This is a genomic window from Brucella sp. NBRC 14130 (assembly GCF_040371715.1).
Taxonomy (GTDB): domain Bacteria; phylum Pseudomonadota; class Alphaproteobacteria; order Rhizobiales; family Rhizobiaceae; genus Brucella; species Brucella intermedia.
In genome coordinates, this window is sequence record NZ_BAABTE010000002.1 from 389,795 (window position 1) to 414,803 (window position 25,009).

Sequence of the window (25,009 nt, forward strand, 5' to 3'; positions counted from 1 at the left end):
GGCTAGAGGCTAGACGATTGCTGGGCTGAAAGGCAGGACAATTTTCTTAAGCTCGCTTTGCCGCCATTCCAGCGACCCGCCCATGCCATACCGGGGACGCTCGATTGTGTGCCCCATCAACAACCGCCGCAGTTCATCATCCAGGTTCGCCTCTTTCATTCGATCCTCAAAAGAATGACGGAACGAGTAGATCTTATGCTGAGGCGTCGGGAAGAGGCTATTTTCCTTAAAATATTTGTTTAGCGTAGCGGACAGATCATTCTCTCTATTTCGGTAGCGCGGGAATCCTTGCTTGTGCTTGCGGAACACAGCCAGCGCTACGCCGACCAACGGCACAAGACGCTCGGATGAAGTCGTTTTGATCTCGCGCGGATCGTCAGGATCGTCGCGCGGCTCGATAGCAATATGCGGCACCTTATGCGAAAGCCGGATCGACGACGCGGTCAGGTTTGCCAGCTCACTTGGTCTCGCCCCTGTTTCGATCAGCGCCAGCACAATCCCCCGCGCTTCATCATTCAAAGTCGCCAGATTTCCCGGCTTCATAATCGTTCCGGTAAGCCATTCACGAGGGAACGGCGGGCGGGAACGCTTTTTCCTTGTAGAGAAGTTGAGACGTGCGAACGGGTTAGCCCTGCCTTCCTCGCCGATATAGGTGAAATAGGCATCGTAAAGCACCCGCATGTTGCCGATGTCGCGATTGCCAGACGAAGCCGAGTGAGTGGATTTCCCCTCTTTGGGCGCGATCCTGGACAACCAGTGACGATATAACTTCATAGCGTCATCACGCGTTATGTCGGTCATCGCCTTATCGCCCTCGACGAGAGCGATAAAATTGTTCACGGCCCGCAGCTTCACCTTTTTCCATTGCGCCTTTTGAACAGCACTCTTGTTCACCAGCTCATCCGGCACGATCTCATCGCAATAGATCTCGAATGCCTTACTGACCGTCACATCAGGAACGGGAATACCACCGGCAACGCCCTGTGCCAGCTCTTGCGGCAACCGCTCACTGGCAACGCGTTCCAGACGCGTGACGATTTCATCAAGTGATGATTGTGCGCTCATCGTTTGAGCAGATCGGTAGGTCAGTCCGAGAGCCTCGACGCGCTTCATCGACGCTTCATATCGAGAGCGAGCCGGATCACGGGGTTCATCGAGCACCATGGAAGCCCAAAGGATATTGTCCGCCTCTTCCATCAAATCCCGCTTGGCGCGGGCGAGAGCGAGATCATCTGTTTTCAGGCTGACACGAATCGTTGGCGCACGCTCATCGCGGAGGGCGAGATTGTCCGGCACACGACGGCGGTAATAGTATTTTCCGGACCTCAGAAACAGGAACCTGTCGGCATCTCTTTTGGATGAATTACGCCCCATCAACCCACCATATCGCACCGAAAAAATGAGCTTAAAAACCCAGTTTGTAGCACAATATGTATCACAGTTTGGGGCAAAAATGTAAACCGCCAAATTTCACTTTGGCTGTTTTTCGTTTTATTTCAATGCGTTAGTGATATGAAGGAGGGTAAATTGTGGTGCGGATGGAGGGACTCGAACCCCCACGGTCTCCCGCCAGAACCTAAATCTGGTGCGTCTACCAATTTCGCCACATCCGCTTCTGAACCGAAGCGCATTCCTCAGAACACACCATTATTCGTCTCAGATATTGAACCGCCCCTCGAAAGCGCGCGTCTCTATATCATCCAATTTTCCCGGTTCAAAGGAAAAAAGCCACCTTCCCCGTAGAGAATTACCGGGTTCGATCTGGCTGCCCTTTTCCGCCTCTATATAGCGATCCTGTGACATCAGCCAACCCTTTTCAAAAAGGAGGTGCCGTCAGGGTCAATATAGCGGCTCCTGATAGAGCTGCCTTCCATCCTCTTGCAGGGCTTTGATGACCGGCGCGCCTTTCGGATCGACGGCAACGACCGCGGTGATGCGACGCTCTCGCTGGCTGTCCTCAATCGCCCGTCCCCGCCCTTCAGGTACATAATATCGTTCGATGCCGAAATTGAGACGAACATTCGATTGCGGATCATCGGATATGGAATAGGCGGCTTCGCCGCGAATCTGCACTTCGTCCGCAGCAAGGTCCGAAAGAGGAGCGAATGAAGCGCGTGAAAACCGCGCTATGCCGTTGGCGTCGCGCTTTACCGCCACATAGACAGCTCGCGAACCGGCGGATGGCGTACCGCCGATATCCTTCCGCGCGAGGCTGGAAATCTCGTAGCCAAGAACGACATAATCACCACGCATCAGATCACGCGGGTCGAAAGGCTCCGTCTGGAGCGTCACTTCCGCGCCGGAGCGCAGGATCGAGGCGCGCTTTTCAATGGCAGCATAAAGAATGCCCGTTTGCAGCAATGCGGTTATGGCCGCACCCACATAGAGCCATCTGAACCGGGTGGTCATGGATGCACCTCCACGCTGTTTTTCCTTCCGAACCGGTTCTCCATGCGCCGCACGAATGCCGCCAGCAGCAGGACCAGAATGCCCGCAGTCAGGAAGAAGCCGGAGGTGCCGATCATCGTGCCGACCGTCTCGAAAGCCAGATAGAGAACCTGGATCGAAAATGCGGCATAGGCGATGGAGCGCAACCCGCCATTGTTCCGCCCTGCTACGGCAATCGCTCCGATCGCGAGCGCCAGAATGAAGATGCTATATACTATATCCCGGTCCAGACCTGCGGAAATGCTGGAATAGGAGAACATCTGGTTGAGCTGAAGCGTGACGAGCGACAGCAGCGCCAGAAGCAGGCCATAGGCCGCGAGCGGATGAGCGAAGCGGGTCAGTCTCTGCGTTGTTGCATGAGCAAAACCGTCGGCCAGTATGAGACCAATACCCACGATCAGCATAAGCACCAGCACGGTATTGCTTTCGCGCTCGGCATAGATGAGCAAAGCCCAGCCTATGGAGAACATCGCCCACAGGTGCGCCGCATGCCGCGAGCGCGTGAATAACGCCGCAGCGGCACCGAACGCCAATAGCAGCGGCCCGATCCAGCGATAGGTCAGGTCATCATAAGATGACGTGTCAAACACATATGTCGAAAGATAGAAGCAGGCGACGCCTGCCCCAAATGCAGCCAGCACCGGGGCGCGCAGAAGAAAGGCCGAAATCAGGACACCGACAGACCAGTAGATTGCGGCGGAATGGATGTCGCCGGACAAATGATACGTTTGCCCCACAAGCGCCAGTCCCGCTCCGAAGGATGCAGCGCCCACAATATAGCATACTGGCGGAAACAGCTTGTCACCCCGCGCTTGCCGCCACGCACCACCAAGATAGCTTGCCCATATAAGAACGAATATGAGGCCGATGCGCATAAGACGCGGCATTTCCTGCCAGTTGGCGGCGACGAGCATGATAACGGCTGCACCAAGGAGCAGCCCGCCAAGGGTGGCCAGAACGGAACCGAGACTGAAGACCGAAGCTCGCTTTTCAAGGTCGGCATTCAGTTTCGATGCAGTCTCTGCATCGATCAGGCCGTCCCGCTGCCATCGCTCTATCAGGCGTTCAACAGAAATGGAAAATGACAAATTAGCTCCTGCTCATTCCGTCAGTTGTTGCTGTCGCAACCGTAAGCGGTTGAGAACATATAGGAAACCGCGCAGCCGGCAAAGAGTGGGATCAAATCGCTTTGCGGCAATTTTGTGCCCGGCCAGTCTAATCGATTTAGGGTGACGTGCAGAGCCCGCAAGGCAGCTATGCAAAGTCGGGTCTGCAACCTGCGAAAACAATAGCTTATATCATGGGCAACAAACGAGATGAATTGAACAGAACTCCAGTTCCTCAACGATGAAGGAATAGCACGATGAACCTGCTTCGCTCTTACAACAACTGGCGCCGTTACCGCGACACCGTCAATGAACTCAGCCAGCTTTCCACCCGTGAGCTGAACGATCTTGGCATCTCCCGCGCGGACATTCCGTTCGTGGCTCGCCAGACCAAGGCTCGCTAATTCCACGAGCCTCATAATTTTCCCGATAGGGATTTCTCCAAGTCTGGCTCCTCCTCCCACCAGACTTCGTTCATCGCCAAGCCATCCTCCTCCCAGGTTTGGCGATAACAAGACCGGTTCTCCTCCTCCCAACACCGGTCTTACCATAATGGCATTCGTCGCTCCTCCTCCCGCGACGGATGCCATTTCTTTTTGCGGCTCGTTTCCCGTCCTAGCCAGCCTTCTCCATTGAAGGCGCCCTGCAAAGGCGATATGGGAATGGCCATGTCAAACACACCCGATCTTACTCCCGTTCACGTCGTCGGCGGCGGCCTTGCCGGTTCTGAAGCTGCATGGCAGCTCGCGCAGGCGGGCGTGCCCGTCATACTGCACGAAATGCGCCCGGTGCGCGGCACCGATGCCCACAAGACCGAGCAGCTTGCCGAGTTGGTCTGTTCCAATTCATTCCGCTCGGATGATGCTGAAACCAATGCCGTCGGCGTTCTCCATGCCGAGATGCGCCTCGCCGGTTCGCTCATCATGGCTTGCGCCGATGCACATCAGGTTCCGGCTGGCGGTGCGCTGGCCGTCGACCGCGAAGGCTTTTCGCAAGCCGTCACGGCCAGGCTTGAAGCCCATCCGCTGATTACCATTGTTCGGGAAGAAGTCACCGGCCTGCCTCCGGCGGAATGGGGCACGACCATCGTTGCCACTGGCCCCCTGACCGCGCCTTCACTGGCGGAGGCCATTCAGGCGCAAACCGGCGCGGATGCTCTGGCCTTCTTCGATGCCATTGCGCCGATCATCCATTTTGATTCGATCAATATGGATGTGTGCTGGTTTCAGTCCCGCTATGACAAAGTTGGCCCCGGCGGCACCGGCAAGGACTATATCAACTGCCCGATGGACAAGGAGCAGTATGAGGCCTTCGTTGCCGCACTGGTTGAAGGCGACAAGACCGACTTCAAGGAGTGGGAAGGCACACCCTATTTCGATGGCTGCCTGCCGATCGAGGTCATGGCCGAACGCGGGCCGGAAACCTTGCGCCACGGCCCGATGAAGCCTATGGGCCTCACCAATGCGCATAATCCCACGGTTAAACCCTATGCCGTCGTGCAGCTTCGCCAGGACAATGCGCTCGGCACGCTCTACAACATGGTCGGCTTCCAGACGAAGCTGAAATATGGCTCGCAGACAGGCATCTTCAAAATGATTCCGGGTCTGGAAAATGCGGAATTTGCGCGTCTCGGCGGCCTTCACCGCAACACTTATCTGAATTCTCCCGTGCTGCTCGACGCTACGCTTCGACTGAAATCACGCGAGACACTGCGCTTTGCCGGTCAGGTTACGGGCTGCGAAGGCTATGTGGAATCGTCAGCGATCGGCTTGCTGGCAGGCCGTTTCACTGCTGCGGAAAAGCTTGGACAGACACTGACGCCGCCTCCGGGAACCACCGCATTCGGTGCCCTGCTCGGGCATATTACGGGTGGGCATATCGTGGCGGATGACGAACCCGGTAAACGTTCGTTCCAGCCGATGAATGTCAATTTCGGCCTGTTCCCGCCTGTCGATGTTCCCAAGCCTGAAGGCAAGCGCCTGCGCGGCAAGGAAAAGACAATTGCCAAGAAGCGTGCGCTTTCCGCGCGTGCTCTGGCTGATTGTAGGCAATGGCTTGGGTTGGCCGAGTGATATTGCGATGGGCTTCAGTTCGAATGGACTGAAGCCTCTCCTTTTTGAATGCTTAGAAACTGGCTCTGAACATCAGCCATTGTTTCCGAATAGCCGAAATGTCCGCCACCTTCTCCACAGCCTCGGTGCCAAGGCGCTCGATTGCTCGCAGATAGGCCGGGACAAGCGCCAAAGGCAAAAATGCCGGAGCAAGGCTCTTCGGCAGTTGCGACTTGTTTTTCTCGAAAATCGCCAGATGCTCCCGCGCGAAAGCCAGCATGATGCTGATGACGCGTCCGGTGGCCGCTTTGTCTTCACCGGCGAGGAAGACCTCGCGGGTCACACCCACCGCCTGCAACATATCCGCAGGGACATAGAGTTGCCCACGCCGCCGATGAATGGGCATGAGACGAAGCAAACCGGTCACGGCCTGCGCGACGCCGGCATGGCCGGTTGTCTCGGTCTGTGCCTGCGCGGCATCCCGGTCCAGTATAAAACCGGCCAGCTGGATGATCGCCGAAGCGGTTTCCCCGCAATAACCTTCCAGATCGTTGCGGCTCGGCATCGGATCGTCATAAAGATCAAAGATGCGTGCTTCGCAGTAATTGTCGAAGGCTGCTCGCGGCAATTCATATTTGTCGATTGTTCCGATAAGGGCTGCGGCAACGGGATGCGCTTCTGCGCTGCCCCTCGCCTCGCCGTTGATCAGATCACGCCACCATTGCAGGCGCACCTCTCCCGGCAGCGGTTCGTGGACCAGTTCGCGAATACGCGCAATTTCCGCATTGAACGCGTATAGTGCAGCCAGACCGCCGCGGCGGTCTTCCGGCGCGTAAAGTACCGAAAGGTAGCGATCCCGGTCAGCTTCGCGAAGCAATGCCAGGCAATGTGCCTCATTCTCGTTCATGGTATCAATCTACAGCAATCAGCGCCGCCGCAACCGCACGATCTTCGGCCAAAAGCACATTATAGGTGCGAACGGCAGCGCCCGTGCTCATGGGATCGGAAGAAATGCGATGGTCGCGCAAGATGGCGCGAACGTCTTCAGGAATCCGGCGCAGATCCATGCCCGTACCTACCAGCAGGATTTCAATATCGGATGCCTGTTCCAGGATTATTTCCAGATCGGCTTTTGCTAGCAAGGGCGGCGTGGCGGGTTCCCAGCCGTGAATTCCCGAGGGCAGACACAGGATCGATCCGCGATGCGACATTTCCGCAAAGCGAAAGCCCCCGTTGCCATAGGCATCAATGGGCGCGCGGCCGGGAAAATGGGCCTCTCTTATCTCTATCCCATGGGCCATTGTCAGCTTTCCAAATTCAGCGATTGCGCCAGTTCGTCGTCCATGGAATCGCTGGACTCATTCGGTCCGCGCGGCTTGAGGCCGAACTGGACCAGCAAAGGAGCCGCGATGAAGATCGACGAGTAGCTCGCCACTATAATACCCACGCTCAATGCCAGCGCGAAACTGCGAATATCCGCGCCGCCAAAGGCATAAAGCGGGATATGCGCGAGGAATGTCACGAAGGACGTCAGCAAGGTACGCGACAGCGTCTGGTTGATCGAGGCGTCGATGATGGCAGGCAGCGGCGCGCTTTTATAGACGCGCAGGTTCTCGCGCACGCGGTCATAGATCACCACCGTATCGTTCAGCGAATAGCCGATGATGGTCAGGATCGCCGCGACGCTCCACAGATTGAATTCCATGCGGAACACAATGAACATGCCCGCCAGAATGATGACGTCGTGCAGGGTAGACAGCACCGCACCAAGCGCAAGCTGCCAGCGGAACCGGACCCACACGTAAATGAAGATGCCGATTAGCGACAGAATGACCGCCAGAATGCCGGCGCGGGAAAGCTGTTCCGAAACAGTCGGTCCAACGACTTCGACGCGCTGGAATGAATAATCCTGCTCGAACTCGCCGCGCAGCTTCACAGCGACGGTTTGTTCTGCATCGTCGCCGACTTCCTGACTGCCGATGATGACGAGCGCGGAGCGCGGAGATTTTGCCGGAAGGACACGGGCGCTGTCGATGTTGAGCTCGGTAAGCCGCTCGGTGATATCTTCCAGATTGGCGTCGCCGCTGCGCGCCTGCAGTTCGACCATCGAGCCGCCACGGAAATCGATGCCGTAGTTGAAGCCGATATTGACGAACAAGGCGACAACAATCGCGCAGGCAAGGACCGAAATGCCAAGCGTGACGAATTGGAGACGCATGAAGGGAATGTGGGTTACCGTCGGGACCAGCTTCAGGCGACGCTTCGGCACTTCCTTCGGCTTGGCCGTGCGCACCCATTGCGCGATCAGCAGGCGCGTGAAGGTGAGCGTGGTGAAGAGCGTCGTGCCGATACCGACCGCGACCGTCAGCGCGAAACCATGCACCGTTCCCGAGCCGAGCAGGAAAAGGACGAGCGCCGCAATCAGCGTGGTAAGGTTCGCATCGATGATGGTTGAAAGAGCGCGATAAAAGCCGGATTCCATCGCCTGGACGACGGAATAACCCTTGCGGCGATCTTCGCGCACACGTTCATAAATGAGGATGTGAGCGTCAACAGCCAGGCCTATGGTCAGCACCAGACCGGCGATACTTGCAAGGCTGATCGATGCACCGATCAGCGAAAGTATGGCTGTAAGGATGATGATGTTGACGGCGAGCGCGACCATGGCGATCACACCAAGGATGCCGTAGGACAAGACCATGAACAGGCCGACGAGCAGCGCGGCCAGCAAAGCGGCCAATGCTGCGGCGCTGGCGTAATCTTCGCCCAGAGCGGATGCAATCGTGCGCTCTTCCAGAACCGTAACGTTCTGCGGCAGCGCGCCCGAACGCAGCACGACTGCCATATTGTTAGCCGCCTGAAGATCGAAGGCGCCGGAAATCTGCAGCTCATTCGTGTCGAGCTTTTCATCCACGGCAGGCGCGGATACGATCTGGTTATCGACAACGATGGCGAAGCTTCCGCCAACCAGTTGCGAGGTTGCTTCGGCGAGATTCTTTCGGCCCGCATCGTCCAGCGTCAGCGTAATGACCGGTTCCGTATCGTCGTCCGCCAGCGTCGCCTTGGCGTCGGTCACATTGGCGCCGGTCAGGATCGGCTGTTTCTTGACGAGGTAACCGACGGGCGGATCGTCGTAGGAGTAGATGACCTCGCTGTCGGCCGGCGGCGTTCCACGAATGGCGTCATCCGGCCCCATCGTGCTGTCGACCGCACGGAAGGAGAAATTGCCACGAACGCTGAGAATGTCCTTCAGAAGCTGCGCGTCGTAGACGCCAGGAACTTCAACCCGAATCTGATTGCGGTTTTCCGCTTCGACGAAGGGCTTGCCATATCCCAGTTCCTCGAGGCGCTGGCGCATGATGTTCGCCGTGAGCTCGAGTTCCCCTCGTCCCGGATTCTGCACTTGCAGGACCAGGCGCGAGCCGCCGGAGAGATCCAGCCCGAGGGCGATCTGCTGCTTCGGCAGGAAGCCTGGCAGTTTGGCCAGCGTTTCACGCGAGAAAAAGTTGGGGGAAGCGATGATGAAGCTCACGAGAACCGCGAGCCAGATCAGGGCAGATTTCCAGCGTGAAAAATAGAGCATAGAGCAGCAATTCCGTATCAGCTTGGATAGAGCAGGCCGGAGTTCACCTGTTGCGAACCGCTCTCCGGCGTCGTGGCGCGCACGTTCTGGCGCTTGCCGAATAATGCACAGGCCCCGGTTATGGAAATCTTACCGGGGCCTGCTTGTCGTAAAAGAATTACTTGTTCTTGTTGTCGGCGACAGGTTCGCCCTTCACGCGAACATCCATCAGGGTGCTGCGCATGACGCGGATGCGAACGCCTTCAGCAATTTCGACTTCGAGTTCGTTGTCATCAACGACCTTCTGAACCTTGCCGACAATGCCGCCGCCGGTGACAACGGTATCGCCGCGACGAACCTGAGACAGCATTTCCTGACGCTTCTTCATCTGGGTCCGCTGCGGGCGGATGATGAGGAAGTACATGATCACGAAGATCAGGATGAACGGCAGAATGCTCATGAGCATGTCTGGCCCAGCAGCGCCGCCGGATGCCTGAGCGAAAGCCGGTGTTACGAACATTAGGAACTCCTCTGAAGTCTCGAAGACAAATTATTATCGGCATTACAATGGTTAGCGCGCCAAATGCAACCGGCGATAACCCCGCCTGTGCCAAGGTCGCACACTTTTCGCCTCCGCTGTGGCATGTTAAGTCCATATTCCTATCATCAGGGACAAGAAATGACGACCGAAGACATACTCAGCCAGAAACTGGACCGTTTGATCGCCACTCTGGAACGCATTGCGCCGCCGGAAGCCAAAACACCCGATCTCGATGCCGCAGACTGCTTTGTCTGGGCACCGGAACGACTGACCCTTGATCCGGTCAAGCGTGTCAATCGAGTGGATATCGCGCTGATCCGTGGCGTAGATTTGGTGCGTGACCAGCTGGTGGACAATACCCGGCGCTTTGCAAAAGGTTTCCCGGCCAACAATGTGCTGCTCTGGGGCGCGCGCGGCATGGGCAAATCCTCGCTCGTCAAGGCTGCGCAGGCAAGCGTCAACGCCGAAATGCCGGAGCGGGTACCGCTCAAGCTGATCGAAATCCACCGCGAGGATATTGATAGCCTTCCTACCTTGATGAATCTCATCAAGGATACAGACTATCGCTTCATCCTGTTCTGCGACGACCTCTCCTTCGATCACGACGACACGTCGTACAAGTCGCTCAAGGCGGCGCTCGAAGGCGGCGTGGAAGGTCGTCCAGCCAATGTGATCTTCTATGCGACCTCGAACCGGCGTCACCTGATGCCGCGCGACATGATCGACAATGAGCGCTCGACGGCGATCAACCCTTCGGAGGCCATTGAGGAAAAGGTTTCGCTGTCAGACCGCTTCGGTCTCTGGCTCGGTTTCCATAAATGCAGCCAGGACGATTATCTCGCCATGGTCGATGGCTATGCGGCCTATTTCAAGCTGGCTTACGATTCCGAAAAGATGCACGCCGAAGCGCTGGAATGGTCCACCACACGCGGAAACCGCTCAGGCCGTGTTGCATGGCAATATATACAAGATCTGGCGGGTCGCCTCGGCATAGCGATGTGAAACCACGATACCACCATGACAAGAAAGGCGGGCCTTGGGGCCCGCCTTCTTTTTTATCTCGGTGGTTTATAGAGCTGGAGGTTCTCAAGTCGAACTGTCACCGCGCTCCCGGAACCGTCTTCTCGATCAGGATTCCAGATATTTGCTCGGATTGACCGGAGCGGAGTTCTTGCGCACCTCGAAGTGCAGCTTCGGAGATTTCGCGTTGCCGCTCATGCCTGACTTTGCAACTTCTTCGCCGCGACGGACTTTCTGCCCGCGCTGAACCAGTATCTGGCTGTTGTGACCGTAGACGGTGACAAGGCCGTTGTCGTGGCGGATCAGAACCGTCTGGCCGAACTCCTTGAGGCCGTCACCGGCATAGATGACGACGCCGTTTTCGGCAGCCTTCACCGAAGTTCCTTCCGGAACCATGATATCGATGCCGTCGCTCACCGAGGTGCCGTCACGCTGGCCAAAGCTCGCGAGAATACGGCCACGGACCGGCCAGCGCATCTGGGAAATGCCGGTTGAGGAAGGCGCTGCCGCCTGATCCTTTTCGGCATCCTCGATCACCTTGTTGCTCGCCTGCGGCGGCGTGTAAGGCTTGACATCGGCATTGGCGGCGGGCGCAGCAGCAGCCTTGGCCGGGTTTTCCGGCGGCTGCGAAACAGCTGCAACCTGTGTCGCGTTTCCTGCTGCGGCAGATGGAATTATGAGAGCCTGACCGACGCGGATGGCGCCGTTCGACAGTCCGTTGGCCTTCTTCAACTGCTCGACAGGCACATTGTGCTTCTGCGCGATGGAGAAGAGTGAATCGCCGCTCTTGACAGTATAGGTGCCGTTCGGTGCTGGCGGCGTGGTAGCATTTGCCCCCGCCGAGGCCATGTCGGTTGCCGAAGGCTTCTTGCCGTTGACGGCAGGCGCCTGCGGCACGACCGCGATATTGTTATCCGTCGGCCGGGGTGCAGCCGGGGCTGCTGGAAGCTGGCCCAGAACCTTTTCCTGCGCGCCGTTCACGGTATTGCGCGTAGCAGTGGCTGCGCTGGCAACCTTGGTTTCGGCTGCGTTGACCGTGTTGTTTACACGGTTTGCGGCCATGTCCTGTGCCTGCCCGACTTGGCTCTGGATGTGATTGGATGCCGCTGCAACCGGAGCCTGAACGGACTGGCGCGCTGCCGCGACAGGCGCAGCCATCGGCGCCGATGTCACCGGCGGCAGCGAATTGCGCTGGACCGAACCGCTGGAAGCGGGAGCTACAGGAGCCGCAGATGCATAAAGATCGCCAGCCGGCTGCTGCGCGACACGCTGACTGGACGTAGAGCCCGTACTGATACCATCAGTGAAGCGCATCGTATCGGCACTGCACCCGGCACCAAAACCGGCAATCAGAACGATCGCGACATTCCGCAGGAGACGTTCAGACGTGTGCTGCAAAATTTGTAAACGCATGTTCAACTCGCCCATACTCGAAACTCAGTAAGGTGATTAAAACGCGTTAATGTTACTCTCTGGTTAAGAACGACAAATCTTCGAAAAAAGATTCACCAATTAAATACCATAAGCGCACAAAGCGGCCGGAGGCCCTCCCCGACGAGGCCGGACAGAGCCAAAGAGCCTTCTTTTTGACGAATCAATGCGCGTCGGTCACAGAACCGACGAGACGCCTTCGATAAAAGGCTGGTAGCGAACCGCCATCAGGTCCTCCTGCTCGAATCGGCTTCCAACCTTGGCTATGCGCGTCATGACCTGCGGGCCATCGCCCGGACCGATGGGGGCAATCAACACCCCATGCGTCGCCAGCAGATCAACGAAGTGACGCGGCACCTCGTCGAAAGCGAGCCAGATCAGGATACGATCAAACGGACCGCCCGGCATTCCATGACGACCATCGGCATGCTTGACCATGATGTTTTCACGCTTCAGCGACACGAATTGCTGCAAGGCGTGGTCGCAAAGCTTGCGGTAGCGCTCGACGGTCGTGACACGACCGGAAAGCGAAGACATGACAGCCGCCGTGAAACCGGAGCCTGTTCCGATTTCCAGAACCCGATGACCGGGCTCCAATTTCAGCGCAGCAATGGCGCGGGCCTGCTCATCGATGCCCTCCATGTACTCGCCGCAGTCGAGCGGCGCAGTGCGGGGGCTGTAGGCGAGATGAGACCATGCGGAGGCCAGAAAACTCTGGCGGGGCGTGGCCTCAATGGCTGCAAAGAGACGCGGATCGTCAATACCGTATCCGCGCATCCGCATGACGAAGGATGCAAATCCTTCCCTGTCCGAAAGCCGTGGGCGCTCAGACGCTGCCTGCCTCATGCTTCAACCCCAAGTGCTGCACTCAATTCTGCCCGAACCTTATGCGCGGTCAGATCAAGGTGCAACGGGGTGACCGAAATGCAATCGGAACGAATGGCCGCTATGTCGCTGTCGTCGGCAACCGGTGCCTTGCCGCGGCCGAAATGCAGCCAGAAATAAGGGAAGCCGCGTCCGTCGCGGCGCTCATCGAGGCGCGCATCGTGGCTGAGCTTGCCCTGCGCCGTGACGCGCACGCCCTGCACTTCCTCCGGCCCGCAATTGGGGAAATTCAGGTTCAGGAGAACCCCTTCCGGCCAGCCAGCCTCCATCAGCTTTTTGATAAGGTCGGGCGCGTGAGCTTCTGCCGTTTCCCACGGAACGATACGGCGATCGCCTTCATATTCATATTCCTGCGACAGTGCGATGGCGCGTACACCCAGCAAGGTTCCTTCCATCGCACCGGCAACCGTACCCGAATAGGTTACGTCGTCGGCCATGTTCGCACCGGAATTGACGCCGGAGAGGACGAGATCGGGCGCACCCGGCAGCACGTGGCGCACACCCATGATGACGCAATCGGTCGGCGTGCCGCGCAATGCGAAATGGCGATCATCGATCTGCCGGAGACGGAGCGGCTCCGACAGGGTCAGCGAATGCGCGAGGCCGCTCTGATCGGTTTCGGGAGCGACGACCCAAACATCGTCGGAGAGCTTGCGTGCGATCCGCTCCAGAACTGCGAGGCCTTCAGCGTGGATACCATCATCGTTCGTCAGCAGAATTCGCACGTCGTCACTCCTTCATTTATCAATGATTCTGATTCACGCAGCTTTCTCGATCCGCGTGAGGCCGCCCATGTATGGCTGCAATGCTTCAGGAATATGAATGCTGCCGTCTTCTTCCTGATAATTTTCCATCACGGCGATAAGCGCACGGCCGACGGCGACACCCGAACCGTTCAGCGTATGCACGAAACGGGTCGACTTTTCGCCTTCCGGACGATAGCGGGCATTCATGCGACGGCCCTGGAAATCGCCGCAGACCGAGCAGCTGGAGATTTCGCGATAGGTGTTCTGGCCAGGCAGCCACACTTCGATGTCATAGGTCTTCTGCGCGCCGAAGCCCATGTCGCCGGTGCAGAGCACGACTGTACGGAACGGCAGACCGAGGCGCTTCAGCACTTCCTCGGCACAGGCAGTCATGCGCTCGTGTTCTTCGATTGAGCTGTCGGCATCGGTGATCGACACCATTTCCACTTTCAGGAACTGATGCTGGCGCAGCATGCCGCGCGTGTCGCGGCCCGCGGAGCCCGCTTCCGAGCGGAAGCATGGCGTCAGCGCCGTATAACGCTGGGGAAGCGACTTCGCGTCGACGATTTCGTCGGCGACCAGATTGGTCAGCGGAACTTCGGCGGTCGGAATGAGCCAGCGGCCATCCGTGGTGCGGAAAAGGTCTTCCGAGAATTTCGGCAGCTGACCGGTTCCATAGACAGCTTCGTCGCGCACCATCAGCGGCGGCATCGTTTCGGTGTAGCCGTGCTCTGTCGTGTGGAGATCGAGCATGAACTGACCGAGCGCCCGTTCCAGACGCGCAAGCGGCCCTTTCAGCACCGTGAAGCGCGAACCTGCGAGCTTCGCAGCGCGCTCGAAATCCATGTAGCCGAGCGCCTCGCCCAACTCGAAATGTTCCTTCGGCTGAAAGGCGAAATTGCGCTGGTTGCCGATGCGGCGGATTTCGACATTGTCGCTTTCATCCTTGCCGAGCGGCACGTCTTCGAGCGGAACATTGGGGATGGACGACAGCGCGTCGTTCAACTCCCTGGTCAGGCGACGTTCCTCGTCTTCGGCCTGAGCAAGAAAATCCTTCAACTCGGCAACTTCCGCCTTCAGCTTGTCAGCCGTTGCTGCATCCTTCGCAGCCATGGCCTTGCCGATTTCCTTCGAGGCGGCGTTGCGACGCTCCTGCGCGGCCTGAACCTTGCCGACATATTCGCGGCGTTTCTCGTCCAGCGCCATCAGTTCGGACGACAGCGACTGAGCCCCACGCTTGGCGAGCGCTTTGTCGAGGGTTTCAGGGTTTTCGCGTATCCATTTGATGTCGAGCATGGGAAAAGCCGTTTCGTGAAATTGAACAGGAGCGAGGCCGCACAACCTGCGACCTCACAGAATCAACGTGACAAATCAGGATGATGAAGCGTTGTTCTCGGCGTCGGAAGCTTCCTGTGCCTCATCCCGCTTCTTCTCGATCATGCGAGCCACGATGATTGAAATCTCGTAGAGAAGGATCGTCGGCAAGGCAAGGCCGATCTGGCTCGCCGGATCAGGCGGCGTCAGCACAGCCGCGACGATGAAAGCGATGACGATTGCGTACTTGCGCTTGTCTTTGAGACCCGCCGAAGTCACCAACCCGACGCGCGCCATGAGACTGGTCACGACCGGCAGCTGGAAGACCAGGCCAAACGCAAAGATGAGCGTCATGATGAGGCTCAGATATTCCGATACTTTCGGCAGGAGTGAAATCTGCACTTCGCCGCTGCCGCCGGTCTGCTGCATGGCGAGGAAGAACCACATCACCATCGGCGTGAAGAAGAAATAGACGAGTGCGCCGCCCATCAAAAACAGGATCGGCGAAGCAATCAGGAATGGCAGGAACGCCATGCGTTCATGCTTGTAGAGGCCCGGCGCAACAAACTTGTAAATCTGCGCGGCAATGATCGGAAACGCCAGCACGATGCCGCCGAACATTGCGACCTTCACCTGTGTGAAGAAGAATTCCTGTGGCGCAGTATAGATCAGTTCTGCCTTCGAGCGGTCCATGCCCGCCCAGTCGAGCGCCCACTGATAGGGCACGACAAGCAGGTTGAAGAGCTGTTTGGCGAAAGCGAAACAGAAAACAAATGCCACGAAAAATGCCAGAATTGCCCAGATCAGGCGGCGGCGCAGTTCGATCAGGTGCTCAAGCAGAGGCGCTGCGCTCTGTTCGATTTCGTCCTCGTCGCGTTTCACGCTTTGGTTCCTGTCTTCTTCGTGGTCTTCTTGGCAGGTGCGGCAGCAGCCTTTGCAGTTTCCGGTTTCGCCGCTGCGGACTTTTTGGCAGCAGGCTTTGCGGCGGAAACCGCCTTCGGAGCCGCTTTCGCTTTGGCTGTTTCGGTCGCTTTGTTCTCTGCCTTCGGTGCAGCCTTGCGAGTGGTTTTCTTCGGCGCTACGGCTTTTTCAGCGGCTGGCTCCACAGCAGGCGGAACCGGTGCGCCACCGACATCAACCGGCGTCGTCACTTCAGCTACTTTTTCAGGTGTAGCCGGAGACATGGAAGTCGTGGACTGAAGGCCAGCGCGCAAATCTTCTCCGGCGCTGCGAATCGGATCGAACACCTGCGTGATCTTCGAGCGCGGGTCCAGCTTGCGGGTCTCGTCGATGATGTTCTTGACGTCCTCAAGCTCGGCCTCTTTCAAGGCTTCGTCGAACTGCTGCTTGAACTCGTTGGCGGTAGCGCGCATGCGCGCGGTTGCCTTGCCAAATGCCCTCAGCATCTTCGGCAAATCCTTGGGACCGACCACCACGATCATCACGATCGCAATAATCAGAAGTTCAGACCAACCGATGTCGAACATATTCTTGATACCCCGCGCAATTCGCGCGCGCGTCCCGTCTTTCGGCGGAAAACCGCACTTTTAAATGGCAAAATATGCTGCGCGCGCTTTCCCGCACGCAGCATGCTTTATCCGTCAGATCAGGACTTGGTGGTTTTCTTGACGTCGTTGACGGTTTCATCAGCCTTGGCGTCGATCGTACGACCTGAATCCCTGGCTTCATCCTTGGCGTCTTCGTCGGACATGCCCTGCTTGAAGTTCTTGATGCCCTTGGCAACATCGCCCATCAGCTCGGGAATCTTGCCGCGGCCGAACAGAAGAAGCACAACCGCCAGGACGATCAGCCAGTGCCAGATGGAAAAGCTACCCATTTTATTCCTCTCATTGCCGCGAGCGCGGCATGTTCCTTCAATGCCAGTTACGATTTAAGCGCTTTCAACAAATCTTTCAAACAGAAGTGTGACGGTGAACGGCTTTGCGACAAATAAAATTGGCTGCAAAGGCCAGACTGGGACTATTCACCGCGTGGGGCGAGCAAGCCAAGGCTTTCCAGATCGATATCTTCAAGCGGCTCTTCGTCTTCCGTCAGTTCATCCGGGTCGATGTTCGGCACGGGGACGGCGAAACTCGACGGCATGCGCGCAGAGAGGAGCCCTGCCCCGCGCAATTCTTCCAATCCGGGCAGATCGCGGATTTCCGGAAGGCCAAAATGGTCGAGAAACGCATCCGTCGTTCCATAGGTGACCGGGCGACCGGGCGTGCGGCGGCGTCCGCGCAACTTGATCCAGCCGGTCTCCATCAGAACGTCAAGCGTACCCTTCGAGGTTTCGACACCGCGAATGTCCTCCAGCTCGGCCCGCGTGACGGGCTGATGATAGGCAATGATGGCCAGCACTTCCATCGCAGCGCGCGAAAGCTTGCGCTGCTGCACGGCTTCGCGGCTCATGAGAAAGGCGAGATCGGGGGCGGTGCGAAACGCCCATGCGCCGCCGACCTGAACCAGATGCACGCCGCGCGTTTCATATATCTTCTGCAGATGCTTCAAAACCGGGGCAATGTCCACATTGGCGGGCAGACGTTCCGATAGTGCGCGTTCGGAAACGGGTTCCGAAGACGCAAAGACAATCGCCTCGACAATGCGCGCAAGCTCGGCCAGCCCCTGCGTCGAGACAGAAACATCCGTTTCGATCTGATCGTCGTCGCTATCGATTTCAGCCAGATTTCGACGTTCCGCCTCAGACATCCTCATCCTCATCCAATTCGCTCAGGTCGCCCGTCGCCCTTATATAGATCGGCTCGAAAGGAGCGTTCTGCCTTACTTCCAGCTTCCCTTCGCGCACAAGTTCGAGACTGGCGGCGAAGGAACTGGCAAGTGCCGAAGCCCTTTCGCGCGGTGAAAGGGCATAATCGATCAGGAAGCGATCCAGCGATATCCAGTCCCCCACCGATCCCATCAGGCGCACAAGTGCCACGCGCGCTTCTTTCAGCGACCAGACAGCCCGCTTGGCGATCTGCACCTGTGAAACCGCCTGCCGCTGCCGTTGGGAAGCATAGGCGGTAAGAAGATCATATAAGGTCGCGGAAAACTGGCTGGTCCTGTCGACCATGACCATTTCCGGCATGCCGCGCGCAAAGACGTCCCGCCCCAGCCGGTTGCGGTTGACGAGCTTGGCCGCCGCGTCGCGCATGGCTTCAAGCCGCTTCAAACGATAATGCAGCGAAGCGGCCAGTTCTTCACCGGTCGCTCCGTCATCCCCCTGTTGCTTCGGGATCAGCAGCTTCGACTTGAGATAGGCGAGCCATGCGGCCATGACGAGATAATCGGCAGCAAGTTCAAGGCGCAAGGCACGCGCCTGCTCCACGAACACCAGATACTGCTCGGCAAGCGCCAGAACGGAAATACGGGCGAGATCGACACGCTGGCTCCGTGCGAGATGGAGCAGCAGATCGAGCGGTCCTTCAAATCCCTGCACATCGATGAGAAGCGACGGTTCGCTTTCGCTGCGTTCGGTTTCGCCCTGCCACAGCGCATCCATCGGCACGAGCGTGCCGTCTTTGCCGTCTGTGTCTGCTCCCGATGCTGCCAAGCCCGTTTCCCTGCCGATAAGATTCACCGGCAGATCAATCCGCCGATGAAGTCAGCTTACCAAGTTTTAACGATTACGCTATCAGTTCGAACATGGCGCTGAATTCCGCACGCAATTCTTCCTCGTCGGAAAGATCGGGGTCGCCCGCGTAGACTTCAGCCAGGTCGGCGCGGCGCTTTGCCTTGCCTTCAAGAACCGGCACACGCGCTGCAACTTCCTTCAGTTCCTCCATCACCCCTGCGCAATAGAGAACTACATCGCAGCCCGCCCCGATGATGCCATCCGCAATGTCGCCGAGGCTGCCCGAGAGCGCCTTCATGGAGATGTCGTCGCTCATGACAAGTCCATCGAACTGGATCACATCGCGAATGATGGTATTGATGACGGTTGGCGACAGTGTCGATGGGCGTTGCGGGTCGATGCAATCGAAAACGACGTGGGCCGTCATTGCCATCGGCAGATCGTTGAGCGCCTTGAACGGCACGAAATCATGCGCGACCAGTTCGTTGAGAGGAACGGTGACGCGGGCGAGTTCCTTGTGCGTGTCGGCAAATGCACGGCCATGTCCGGGCATATGTTTGACCACCGGCAGCATGCCGCCAGCCAGCAAGCCTTCCGCAGCGGCCCGGCCCATCTCGGCTACCGCATGCGGATTCTTGGAATAGGCGCGTGCGCCGATGACGTCATGCGCGCCTTCCACAGGCACGTCCAGCACCGGCAGGCAGTCCACATTGACGCCGACCCTGAGCAAGTCGAATGCATGCAGGCGGGCATGAAGCCATGCAGCACGCAGGCCCGCCTCGCGGTCGCGCGCGTAAATCGCGCCCACTTCCGAGGCTGAGGGGTAGTTCGGCACAAGCGGCGGGCGAAGGCGCTGCACGCGGCCACCTTCCTGATCGATGAAAACAGGGGTCTGGTCGCGTCCCGTCAAGTCACGCATATGCGCCGTCAGCTCGGAAACCTGTTCCAGACTTTCGACATTGCGCGCAAAAAGAATGAAGCCCCAGGGCCTTTCATCACGGAAGAACGCGATCTCGTCTTCCGTCAGTTTCGTTCCCGACACACCGGCAATCCATGCCTTGCAGTCTTTCATGCGCTCTTCCCCAAAATTGTCTGGAAATGCTGTACTCGAACAACCCTGCCCCGGTTTAACCGAAAAAATCGGGGCTTGGTAGTGGACCATAAAAAAGGGCGACCTGAGCCGCCCTTTCGATACTCAGTACCTGATCGATCACTGCGTGACGAAGCAGCTGCCGCCAGCGGATTTGAGGCGTGCGCACAGCGCGGATGCGTCTTCCTTCGAGCCGCCCTGCACGCGGACACGATAGTAAGTGCCCTTGCCCGGAATGTCGGCCCGCTTGATGTCCACGCTGCGACCGCCGATCACGCTGCCAAACTTCTGGGCCATGTTCGCATAGGACTTCTGGGCCAGTTCAGCCGATGGCTGCGAAGCGATCTGGATGAAATAACCGCCTGCACCTGCCGCGGATGCAACCTGCGGCGCAGCCGGTGCAGGAGCCGGGTTGGCAGCAGCCGGGGCCTGCGTGCGCTGCGGCACGTTGCCGACGATATTGACCGGCTGTTCAGCAGGACGCGACGGTACCACCGGAGCACGGACGGGCAGACGGGGAGCTTCCGCCGCAGGCTGTGGCTGCGGAGCCGGTGCCTGTGTCTGGGACTGGGCGGCGGGTGTTACAGGCGCGTTGCCTGCTGCAAGCGCGGCGATTTCGTCACCACCAGCAGGCGCTGCGGGCTGCGCGCTGTTTGCCGGAGGCATTTGCGAAGCGGTTTCTTCCGGTGCCGAAGAAGGCTGAACGATGGAACCATCCGGCCGCACGATCATGGTTTCTACTTCGCGCGGCTGAACCAGCGGCGCATTGCGGTTGCTGTCCTGATTCACGGCCGGAGCATTATTCGCCACCGGCTGCTCGTCAGGGGTGTTGTCCACCATGTTCTCGCTGTCATCCGTGCCCGAAATATCGACGGGCTCTTCGCCGGACGTGATCAGCGACTTTTGTTCCGGATTGTTCGGCAGCGTCCCGGCAACGCGGTCATAAACCGCCTTGTCCTGGTTCGGAACCGTCGCACCGCCCGGATTCTCCGGCTGCATCTTGATCGGCTGATTGTCGGCGCGAATCACGACCGGTTCACCGGAACCGCTGCCGCCGAGGAAATGGTAGCCGATCCCGCCAAGCAGCACGGCCACACCGGCCACGCTTGCCAGGATAAGGCCCCGACGACCGCGAACCGGGCGATTGCGATAGGCTTCGGCAGCGCTGCCAAGGTCATCTTCCGCCTGCATCGCGGCGCGTTCGCCATAGTCGCCAGCTTCGAGCGGCTGTGCGCCCTGAGCGGCCCAATGATTGTAGAAATCGTCCTCATTGCCCAATTGGCCGGAGGGCTGCGCCGGAGCCTGCGTCGTCGCCTGCGAGCGGCCATATGCCCCCGCAGCCGTGGCAGCGCCAACGCCCAACGCGGCAGCCCCCACAGCGGCACCGAGGCCTGCGCCGGAGTCCGGCAGATAGCTGGAGGCGCTTTCGCGGAATATGTCCTCGAAAGCCCTGTCAGCTTCGCTCTGTGCATCGGATTTCGCCGCTTCATCGACGCCAACCGTATTGAAGACCTCTGCGAATTCCGCTTCGAGATCCGTCAGTCCGGCATTGTTTTCTTCTTCGCCGTAATTGATTTCCGGCAGATCGAGGGAATGGGTCTGCTCGACCTTTTCTTCGGCCACGCTCAGCGTTTCAACTTCCGGCGCTGGTGCGCTGACTGCAGTCCCGTGAGCCATTCCGAACGGCGAGAACGGAGCCGGAGAAGCCCGGTAATCATCATCCGAACGCACAGCATGCGCATAAGCCGTTGCTTCTGCTTCGGGTTCCGCGCTCAGATCAAGATCATCTTCCGTGAAGAAATCCTCTTCGGTGAAAGCGTTCTCGTCCGGCAGCCTGGAAACGTCGCCCGATGGCTCGAAGCCGAAATCATCTTCCGAGAGGCTGATTTCATCCAGTTCCGACAGATCGTCGTCCGTTCCCTCGGCAGCAATTGGAGCCGCGCCTTCCTCGGCATCGAAAGAAAAATCGTCGTCGAAGGAGAAATCGTCGTCGTTGTCGACAGATGATGCCGATTCCACTGCGGGCGCGTAGTCGGCCTGCGGCGCCCTTGCTACCGCATCCTGCCCTGCAACTCCCGGAGCGAAATTGCTCCGCGTATAATACGGGTATGCGGAAGGAGTTGCCTGCGGCGTGTAGCCGTATCCCTGCTCCGACGGCGCGACGGCTTCCGCTGCGCTGTCATGGGCCGGCTCATCGAGCTGCAGATCATCGAAATGAAAGTCGTCCAGCTCGGGCGCATCCTGATATCCAGAATTCTGCACCGGTGCGACATCGTGATGGGCATCCGGCGATTCGGCGGGCGCCACATGCGAGAAATAAGTCTCGTCATGCGATGCAAGCTCGGGGGATGCGGGCTGCGGCTCGTCGCCAAACAGGAGATTTTCCAGTTCGTCTTCAAGCGAAACCGGCGCGGAAACTGCAGCATAGGACGGCTGTTCGGGCTCGACAGCCTGAACATTCCAGTCATGGTGACGTGCCGACTGGTAAGCCTCTTCATGCGGTTCAATGGCTGGCTGATAGATCGTCGGATCGTAATCGGTATGATCGATATGAAGGGGCTCGATAGTTTCCCTGCGACCATACACGGAAGACGATGCGGTGAAGTCGTCCGCGTTCGAATCGCGAGCAGCCGAATAGTCGTTATAGTCGAATTGCGGCACGGGCTCGGTGCGATCGGCTTCCTCAAACTCAAGCGTCTCGAAGGAAGGCGTTTCCACTTCGGGAGCCAGCTCATCCTCATCCATCTGAAGATCGAGCTCGTCTTCCAGAGCGGAAGCAAGTTCTTCCTCATGTATCAGAGGTGCACCAGACTGATGGGAATCATCCTGCGCCGATGCGGCTGCGAACTGCGACTGGTCCACAGGCTGGGAATAATCGCTGAAATCGCCGAGCAGCTCGCGTTCCAGATCCAGAGAGGGATCAAAGCCGGGATCGGTTCTGTCCTCGAAATGAGTATTCCCAAACTGAGTGGGGCGGCGCTCATTCCAAGCGACGTTGTCATCAGCAGGCGTGCCGAAGTCCATGATCCGCGACAGTTCCATCAGCGGGTCGTCTTCGTGCAACGGACGCTCGCCGTAATTACGGGGATTTGCACTGCTGTCCGTCATAGCGTGTTCCTAACTCAAACCCTGGACGCCGCAAGACGTCTCCATACATTGCTTTTTTAGCGAGGCAATGTGGGCAAAAGTTGACGGAAGTTTCCTGCGCCAGAAGGAAGACCAATGACTTGCGTTCATTATGGCCTTCCACCCGTTCGACTTGCCAACTTTTGCCTTCAATCAGTCTTTCGACCTGAAAAGCTTCATGACAGTCGCCTGGTCTCCGGAATCATCTCGAGCCGCATATACCGGCCCGCAGACTGCGGAGACCATTCTTCGAGTATAATCCGTCTCAAAAGGTCTTCACCTTCCAAACTATACTCTAGCGCATTTCCGTTGGAGCATCCGCACCGATTATCGTCAATCCGGAGGTCAGCACATCGGAAACAACCTGTACCAGCCCTAGCCTGGCTAGCGACAAGTCTGGATCGTTAACCTTAATAAAACGTAAGTCCGGGTTCTCCGTGCCTCTATTCCATTGCGAATGGAACGCGCTGGCGAGGTCATAGAGGTAGAAAGCAAGCCGGTGCGGCTCCTGATGAATGGCCGCAGCCTCGATCAGGCGCGGATATTCCGCGAGCTTGCGAACGAGCGCGATTTCGCTTTCATCGGTAAGCTTGCTGAAATTCGCAGCCATGCCGACCCGGTCGAGATCGGCCAGCCCGAGCTGATCGGCTGCCTGACGGAAAACCGAATGGCAACGTGCGGAAGCATACTGCACGTAGAAGACCGGATTGTCCTTCGACTGTTCCGTCACCTTGGCAAAATCGAAGTCCAGCGGCGCGTCGTTCTTCCGGTAAAGCATCATGAAACGGACCGGATCGCGGCCGACTTCGTCCACCACGTCGCGCAGCGTGATGAACTCGCCTGCCCGCTTCGACATGCGCACAGGCTCGCCATCGCGGAAAAGCTTGACCAGCTGGCAGAGCAGCACCGTCAGCTTCGCCTTGCCATCGGAAACAGCCCTTGCAACCGCTTCCAGACGCTTGACGTAGCCACCATGATCGGCGCCCAGCACATAGATCATCTCGTTGAAGCCGCGGTCGTATTTGTCCTTGAAATAGGCAACGTCGCCGGCAAAGTAAGTGAAAGCACCGTCAGATTTCATCAGCGGACGGTCAATGTCGTCACCCACTTCGGTCGAACGGAACAGGGTCTGCTCGCGATCTTCCCAGTCCTCGGGAAGCTGGCCCTTCGGCGGCGGCAGCTTGCCCTTGTAGACATGGCCCTTGAGTGTCAGGTCGTTGATTGCATTGCGAATCGCCCGGGCGTGATCGACATGCAGCTTGCGTTCGGAGAAGAACACGTCATGGTGCACGTTGAGCGCATCGAGATCGGCGCGGATCATCGCCATCATGGCATCGATCGTGCGATCCTTCACCAGAGCAAGCGCTTCGGCTTCCGGCATTTCGAGAAGCCTGGTGCCGAATTCCTTTGCAAGTTCCTGGCCGACCGGAACGAGATAGTCGCCGGGATAAAGGCCAGACGGAATTTCGCCGATATCTTCGCCGAGCGCCTCGCGGTAACGCACCATGACGGAGCGCGCCAGCACATCGATCTGCGCACCCGCATCGTTGATGTAGTATTCCTTGACCACATCATAGCCCGCAAATTTCAGCAGGTTGGCCAGAACGTCGCCCACGACCGCGCCACGGCAGTGGCCCACATGCATGGGGCCGGTCGGGTTCGCCGAAACATATTCGACATTGACCTTCGTGCCGGAGCCGAGCTTGGAACGGCCGAAATCCGTGCCTTCGTTGAGCATCGCCGCGAGTTCGCGCTGCCAGTAGCTGGCCTTGAGACGCAGATTGATGAAGCCCGGACCGGCAACATCGACGGTTTCCACATCTTCGTCCGAGGCAAGGGCCTCGGCGATGCGGCTGGCGAGTTCACGCGGGTTCTGGCCGACAGCCTTGGAAAGCACCATTGCAGCATTGGTGGCGATATCGCCGTGGGATGCATCTCGCGGCGGCTCGACACCGATGCGCGAGAGGTCCAGTTCGCTACCGTCTTTCGGTTTCAGATCAATATCTTGCAACGTCTTTTTGATACGTGCGTCGAAATCTGCAAAGATATTCATGGTCTGTCCTGTCAGGCTTACGCCGGGCTTTGTTTTGTCGCATTGTCCGATGCAAAACCGCT

22 protein-coding genes and 1 tRNA gene are annotated in these 25,009 nt (G+C 58.2%); 3 read left to right on the forward strand and 20 right to left on the reverse strand.

Annotated elements, in window-relative coordinates:
* Positions 1-9: 9 nt before the first annotated feature.
* From ABWW28_RS05470 to ABWW28_RS05485, 4 genes are all read right to left on the reverse strand, one after another.
* Positions 10-1,374: a DUF6538 domain-containing protein gene (locus ABWW28_RS05470; RefSeq protein ID WP_278434429.1), complete on the reverse strand. Its 1,365-nt coding sequence runs from the start codon at positions 1,372-1,374 to the stop codon at positions 10-12.
* Between the two features lie 156 nt (positions 1,375-1,530).
* A tRNA-Leu gene (locus ABWW28_RS05475) sits at positions 1,531-1,613 on the reverse strand.
* 226 nt (positions 1,614-1,839) lie between these two features.
* Positions 1,840-2,409, reverse strand: a complete 570-nt coding sequence (locus ABWW28_RS05480; RefSeq protein ID WP_021585065.1) for a GDYXXLXY domain-containing protein — start codon at positions 2,407-2,409, stop codon at positions 1,840-1,842.
* Entirely contained in the window at positions 2,406-3,536 is a 1,131-nt protein-coding gene (locus tag ABWW28_RS05485) for a DUF2157 domain-containing protein (RefSeq protein WP_021585064.1), read from the reverse strand. The genes ABWW28_RS05480 and ABWW28_RS05485 overlap by 4 nt, the downstream gene beginning before the upstream one ends.
* A gap of 275 nt (positions 3,537-3,811) precedes the next feature.
* Here ABWW28_RS05485 and ABWW28_RS05490 point away from each other — a divergent pair, with 275 nt between their 5' ends.
* Together ABWW28_RS05490 and trmFO are read left to right on the forward strand one after the other, a co-directional pair.
* Positions 3,812-3,958, forward strand: coding sequence for a DUF1127 domain-containing protein (locus ABWW28_RS05490; RefSeq protein ID WP_006466676.1), 147 nt, complete (start codon positions 3,812-3,814; stop codon positions 3,956-3,958).
* 264 nt (positions 3,959-4,222) lie between these two features.
* A complete protein-coding gene (gene trmFO, locus ABWW28_RS05495; RefSeq protein WP_031345980.1) occupies positions 4,223-5,626 on the forward strand; it encodes a methylenetetrahydrofolate--tRNA-(uracil(54)-C(5))-methyltransferase (FADH(2)-oxidizing) TrmFO in 1,404 nt (467 codons plus the stop codon).
* A 52-nt stretch (positions 5,627-5,678) separates the two neighbouring features.
* Here trmFO and ABWW28_RS05500 read toward each other — a convergent pair whose 3' ends face one another.
* The 4 genes from ABWW28_RS05500 to yajC all read right to left on the reverse strand — a co-directional run bounded on the left by ABWW28_RS05500 (position 5,679) and on the right by yajC (position 9,687).
* Positions 5,679-6,512 (reverse strand): phytoene/squalene synthase family protein, encoded by an 834-nt coding sequence (locus ABWW28_RS05500; protein WP_021585062.1) that lies wholly within the window; start codon positions 6,510-6,512, stop codon positions 5,679-5,681.
* A gap of 4 nt (positions 6,513-6,516) precedes the next feature.
* Positions 6,517-6,906 carry an Mth938-like domain-containing protein gene (locus tag ABWW28_RS05505; protein ID WP_021585061.1) on the reverse strand — a complete coding sequence of 130 codons (390 nt, stop codon included), beginning with the start codon at positions 6,904-6,906 and terminating at the stop codon, positions 6,517-6,519.
* A gap of 2 nt (positions 6,907-6,908) precedes the next feature.
* Positions 6,909-9,188 carry a protein translocase subunit SecDF gene (secDF, locus tag ABWW28_RS05510; RefSeq protein ID WP_021585060.1) on the reverse strand — a complete coding sequence of 760 codons (2,280 nt, stop codon included), beginning with the start codon at positions 9,186-9,188 and terminating at the stop codon, positions 6,909-6,911.
* A 157-nt stretch (positions 9,189-9,345) separates the two neighbouring features.
* Entirely contained in the window at positions 9,346-9,687 is a 342-nt protein-coding gene (yajC, locus tag ABWW28_RS05515; RefSeq protein ID WP_006466672.1) for a preprotein translocase subunit YajC, read from the reverse strand.
* A gap of 159 nt (positions 9,688-9,846) precedes the next feature.
* Here yajC and ABWW28_RS05520 point away from each other — a divergent pair, with 159 nt between their 5' ends.
* Entirely contained in the window at positions 9,847-10,710 is an 864-nt protein-coding gene (locus ABWW28_RS05520) for an ATP-binding protein (protein ID WP_021585059.1), read from the forward strand.
* A gap of 126 nt (positions 10,711-10,836) precedes the next feature.
* Here ABWW28_RS05520 and dipM read toward each other — a convergent pair whose 3' ends face one another.
* From dipM to argS, 12 genes are all read right to left on the reverse strand, one after another.
* Positions 10,837-12,156, reverse strand: coding sequence for a cell division endopeptidase DipM (dipM, locus tag ABWW28_RS05525; RefSeq protein WP_353390501.1), 1,320 nt, complete (start codon positions 12,154-12,156; stop codon positions 10,837-10,839).
* Positions 12,157-12,336: 180 nt separating this feature from the next.
* A complete protein-coding gene (locus ABWW28_RS05530) occupies positions 12,337-13,005 on the reverse strand; it encodes a protein-L-isoaspartate(D-aspartate) O-methyltransferase (protein ID WP_006466669.1) in 669 nt (222 codons plus the stop codon).
* Positions 13,002-13,769, reverse strand: a complete 768-nt coding sequence (surE, locus tag ABWW28_RS05535) for a 5'/3'-nucleotidase SurE (RefSeq protein WP_006466668.1) — start codon at positions 13,767-13,769, stop codon at positions 13,002-13,004. Before surE ends, ABWW28_RS05530 begins: the two co-directional genes overlap by 4 nt.
* 33 nt (positions 13,770-13,802) lie before the next feature.
* Positions 13,803-15,086 (reverse strand): serine--tRNA ligase, encoded by a 1,284-nt coding sequence (serS, locus tag ABWW28_RS05540; RefSeq protein WP_021585056.1) that lies wholly within the window; start codon positions 15,084-15,086, stop codon positions 13,803-13,805.
* Positions 15,087-15,161: 75 nt separating this feature from the next.
* Positions 15,162-15,986, reverse strand: coding sequence for a twin-arginine translocase subunit TatC (tatC, locus tag ABWW28_RS05545; protein ID WP_006466666.1), 825 nt, complete (start codon positions 15,984-15,986; stop codon positions 15,162-15,164).
* The gene (gene tatB, locus ABWW28_RS05550) at positions 15,983-16,591 is read right to left on the reverse strand and encodes a Sec-independent protein translocase protein TatB (RefSeq protein WP_021585055.1); all 609 of its coding nucleotides are present in this window, start codon (positions 16,589-16,591) and stop codon (positions 15,983-15,985) included. The genes tatC and tatB overlap by 4 nt, the downstream gene beginning before the upstream one ends.
* A 119-nt stretch (positions 16,592-16,710) precedes the next feature.
* Positions 16,711-16,941, reverse strand: a complete 231-nt coding sequence (locus ABWW28_RS05555; protein ID WP_006466664.1) for a twin-arginine translocase TatA/TatE family subunit — start codon at positions 16,939-16,941, stop codon at positions 16,711-16,713.
* A gap of 143 nt (positions 16,942-17,084) precedes the next feature.
* A complete protein-coding gene (scpB, locus tag ABWW28_RS05560; RefSeq protein WP_021585054.1) occupies positions 17,085-17,813 on the reverse strand; it encodes an SMC-Scp complex subunit ScpB in 729 nt (242 codons plus the stop codon).
* Positions 17,806-18,657, reverse strand: a complete 852-nt coding sequence (locus ABWW28_RS05565; RefSeq protein WP_021585053.1) for a segregation and condensation protein A — start codon at positions 18,655-18,657, stop codon at positions 17,806-17,808. The genes scpB and ABWW28_RS05565 overlap by 8 nt, the downstream gene beginning before the upstream one ends.
* Positions 18,658-18,730: 73 nt before the next feature.
* A complete protein-coding gene (gene nagZ / locus ABWW28_RS05570; protein WP_021585052.1) occupies positions 18,731-19,750 on the reverse strand; it encodes a beta-N-acetylhexosaminidase in 1,020 nt (339 codons plus the stop codon).
* A gap of 138 nt (positions 19,751-19,888) precedes the next feature.
* Positions 19,889-22,876, reverse strand: coding sequence for an SPOR domain-containing protein (locus ABWW28_RS05575; RefSeq protein WP_021585051.1), 2,988 nt, complete (start codon positions 22,874-22,876; stop codon positions 19,889-19,891).
* 313 nt (positions 22,877-23,189) lie between these two features.
* Entirely contained in the window at positions 23,190-24,947 is a 1,758-nt protein-coding gene (argS, locus tag ABWW28_RS05580; protein ID WP_021585050.1) for an arginine--tRNA ligase, read from the reverse strand.
* Positions 24,948-25,009 lie beyond the last annotated feature (62 nt).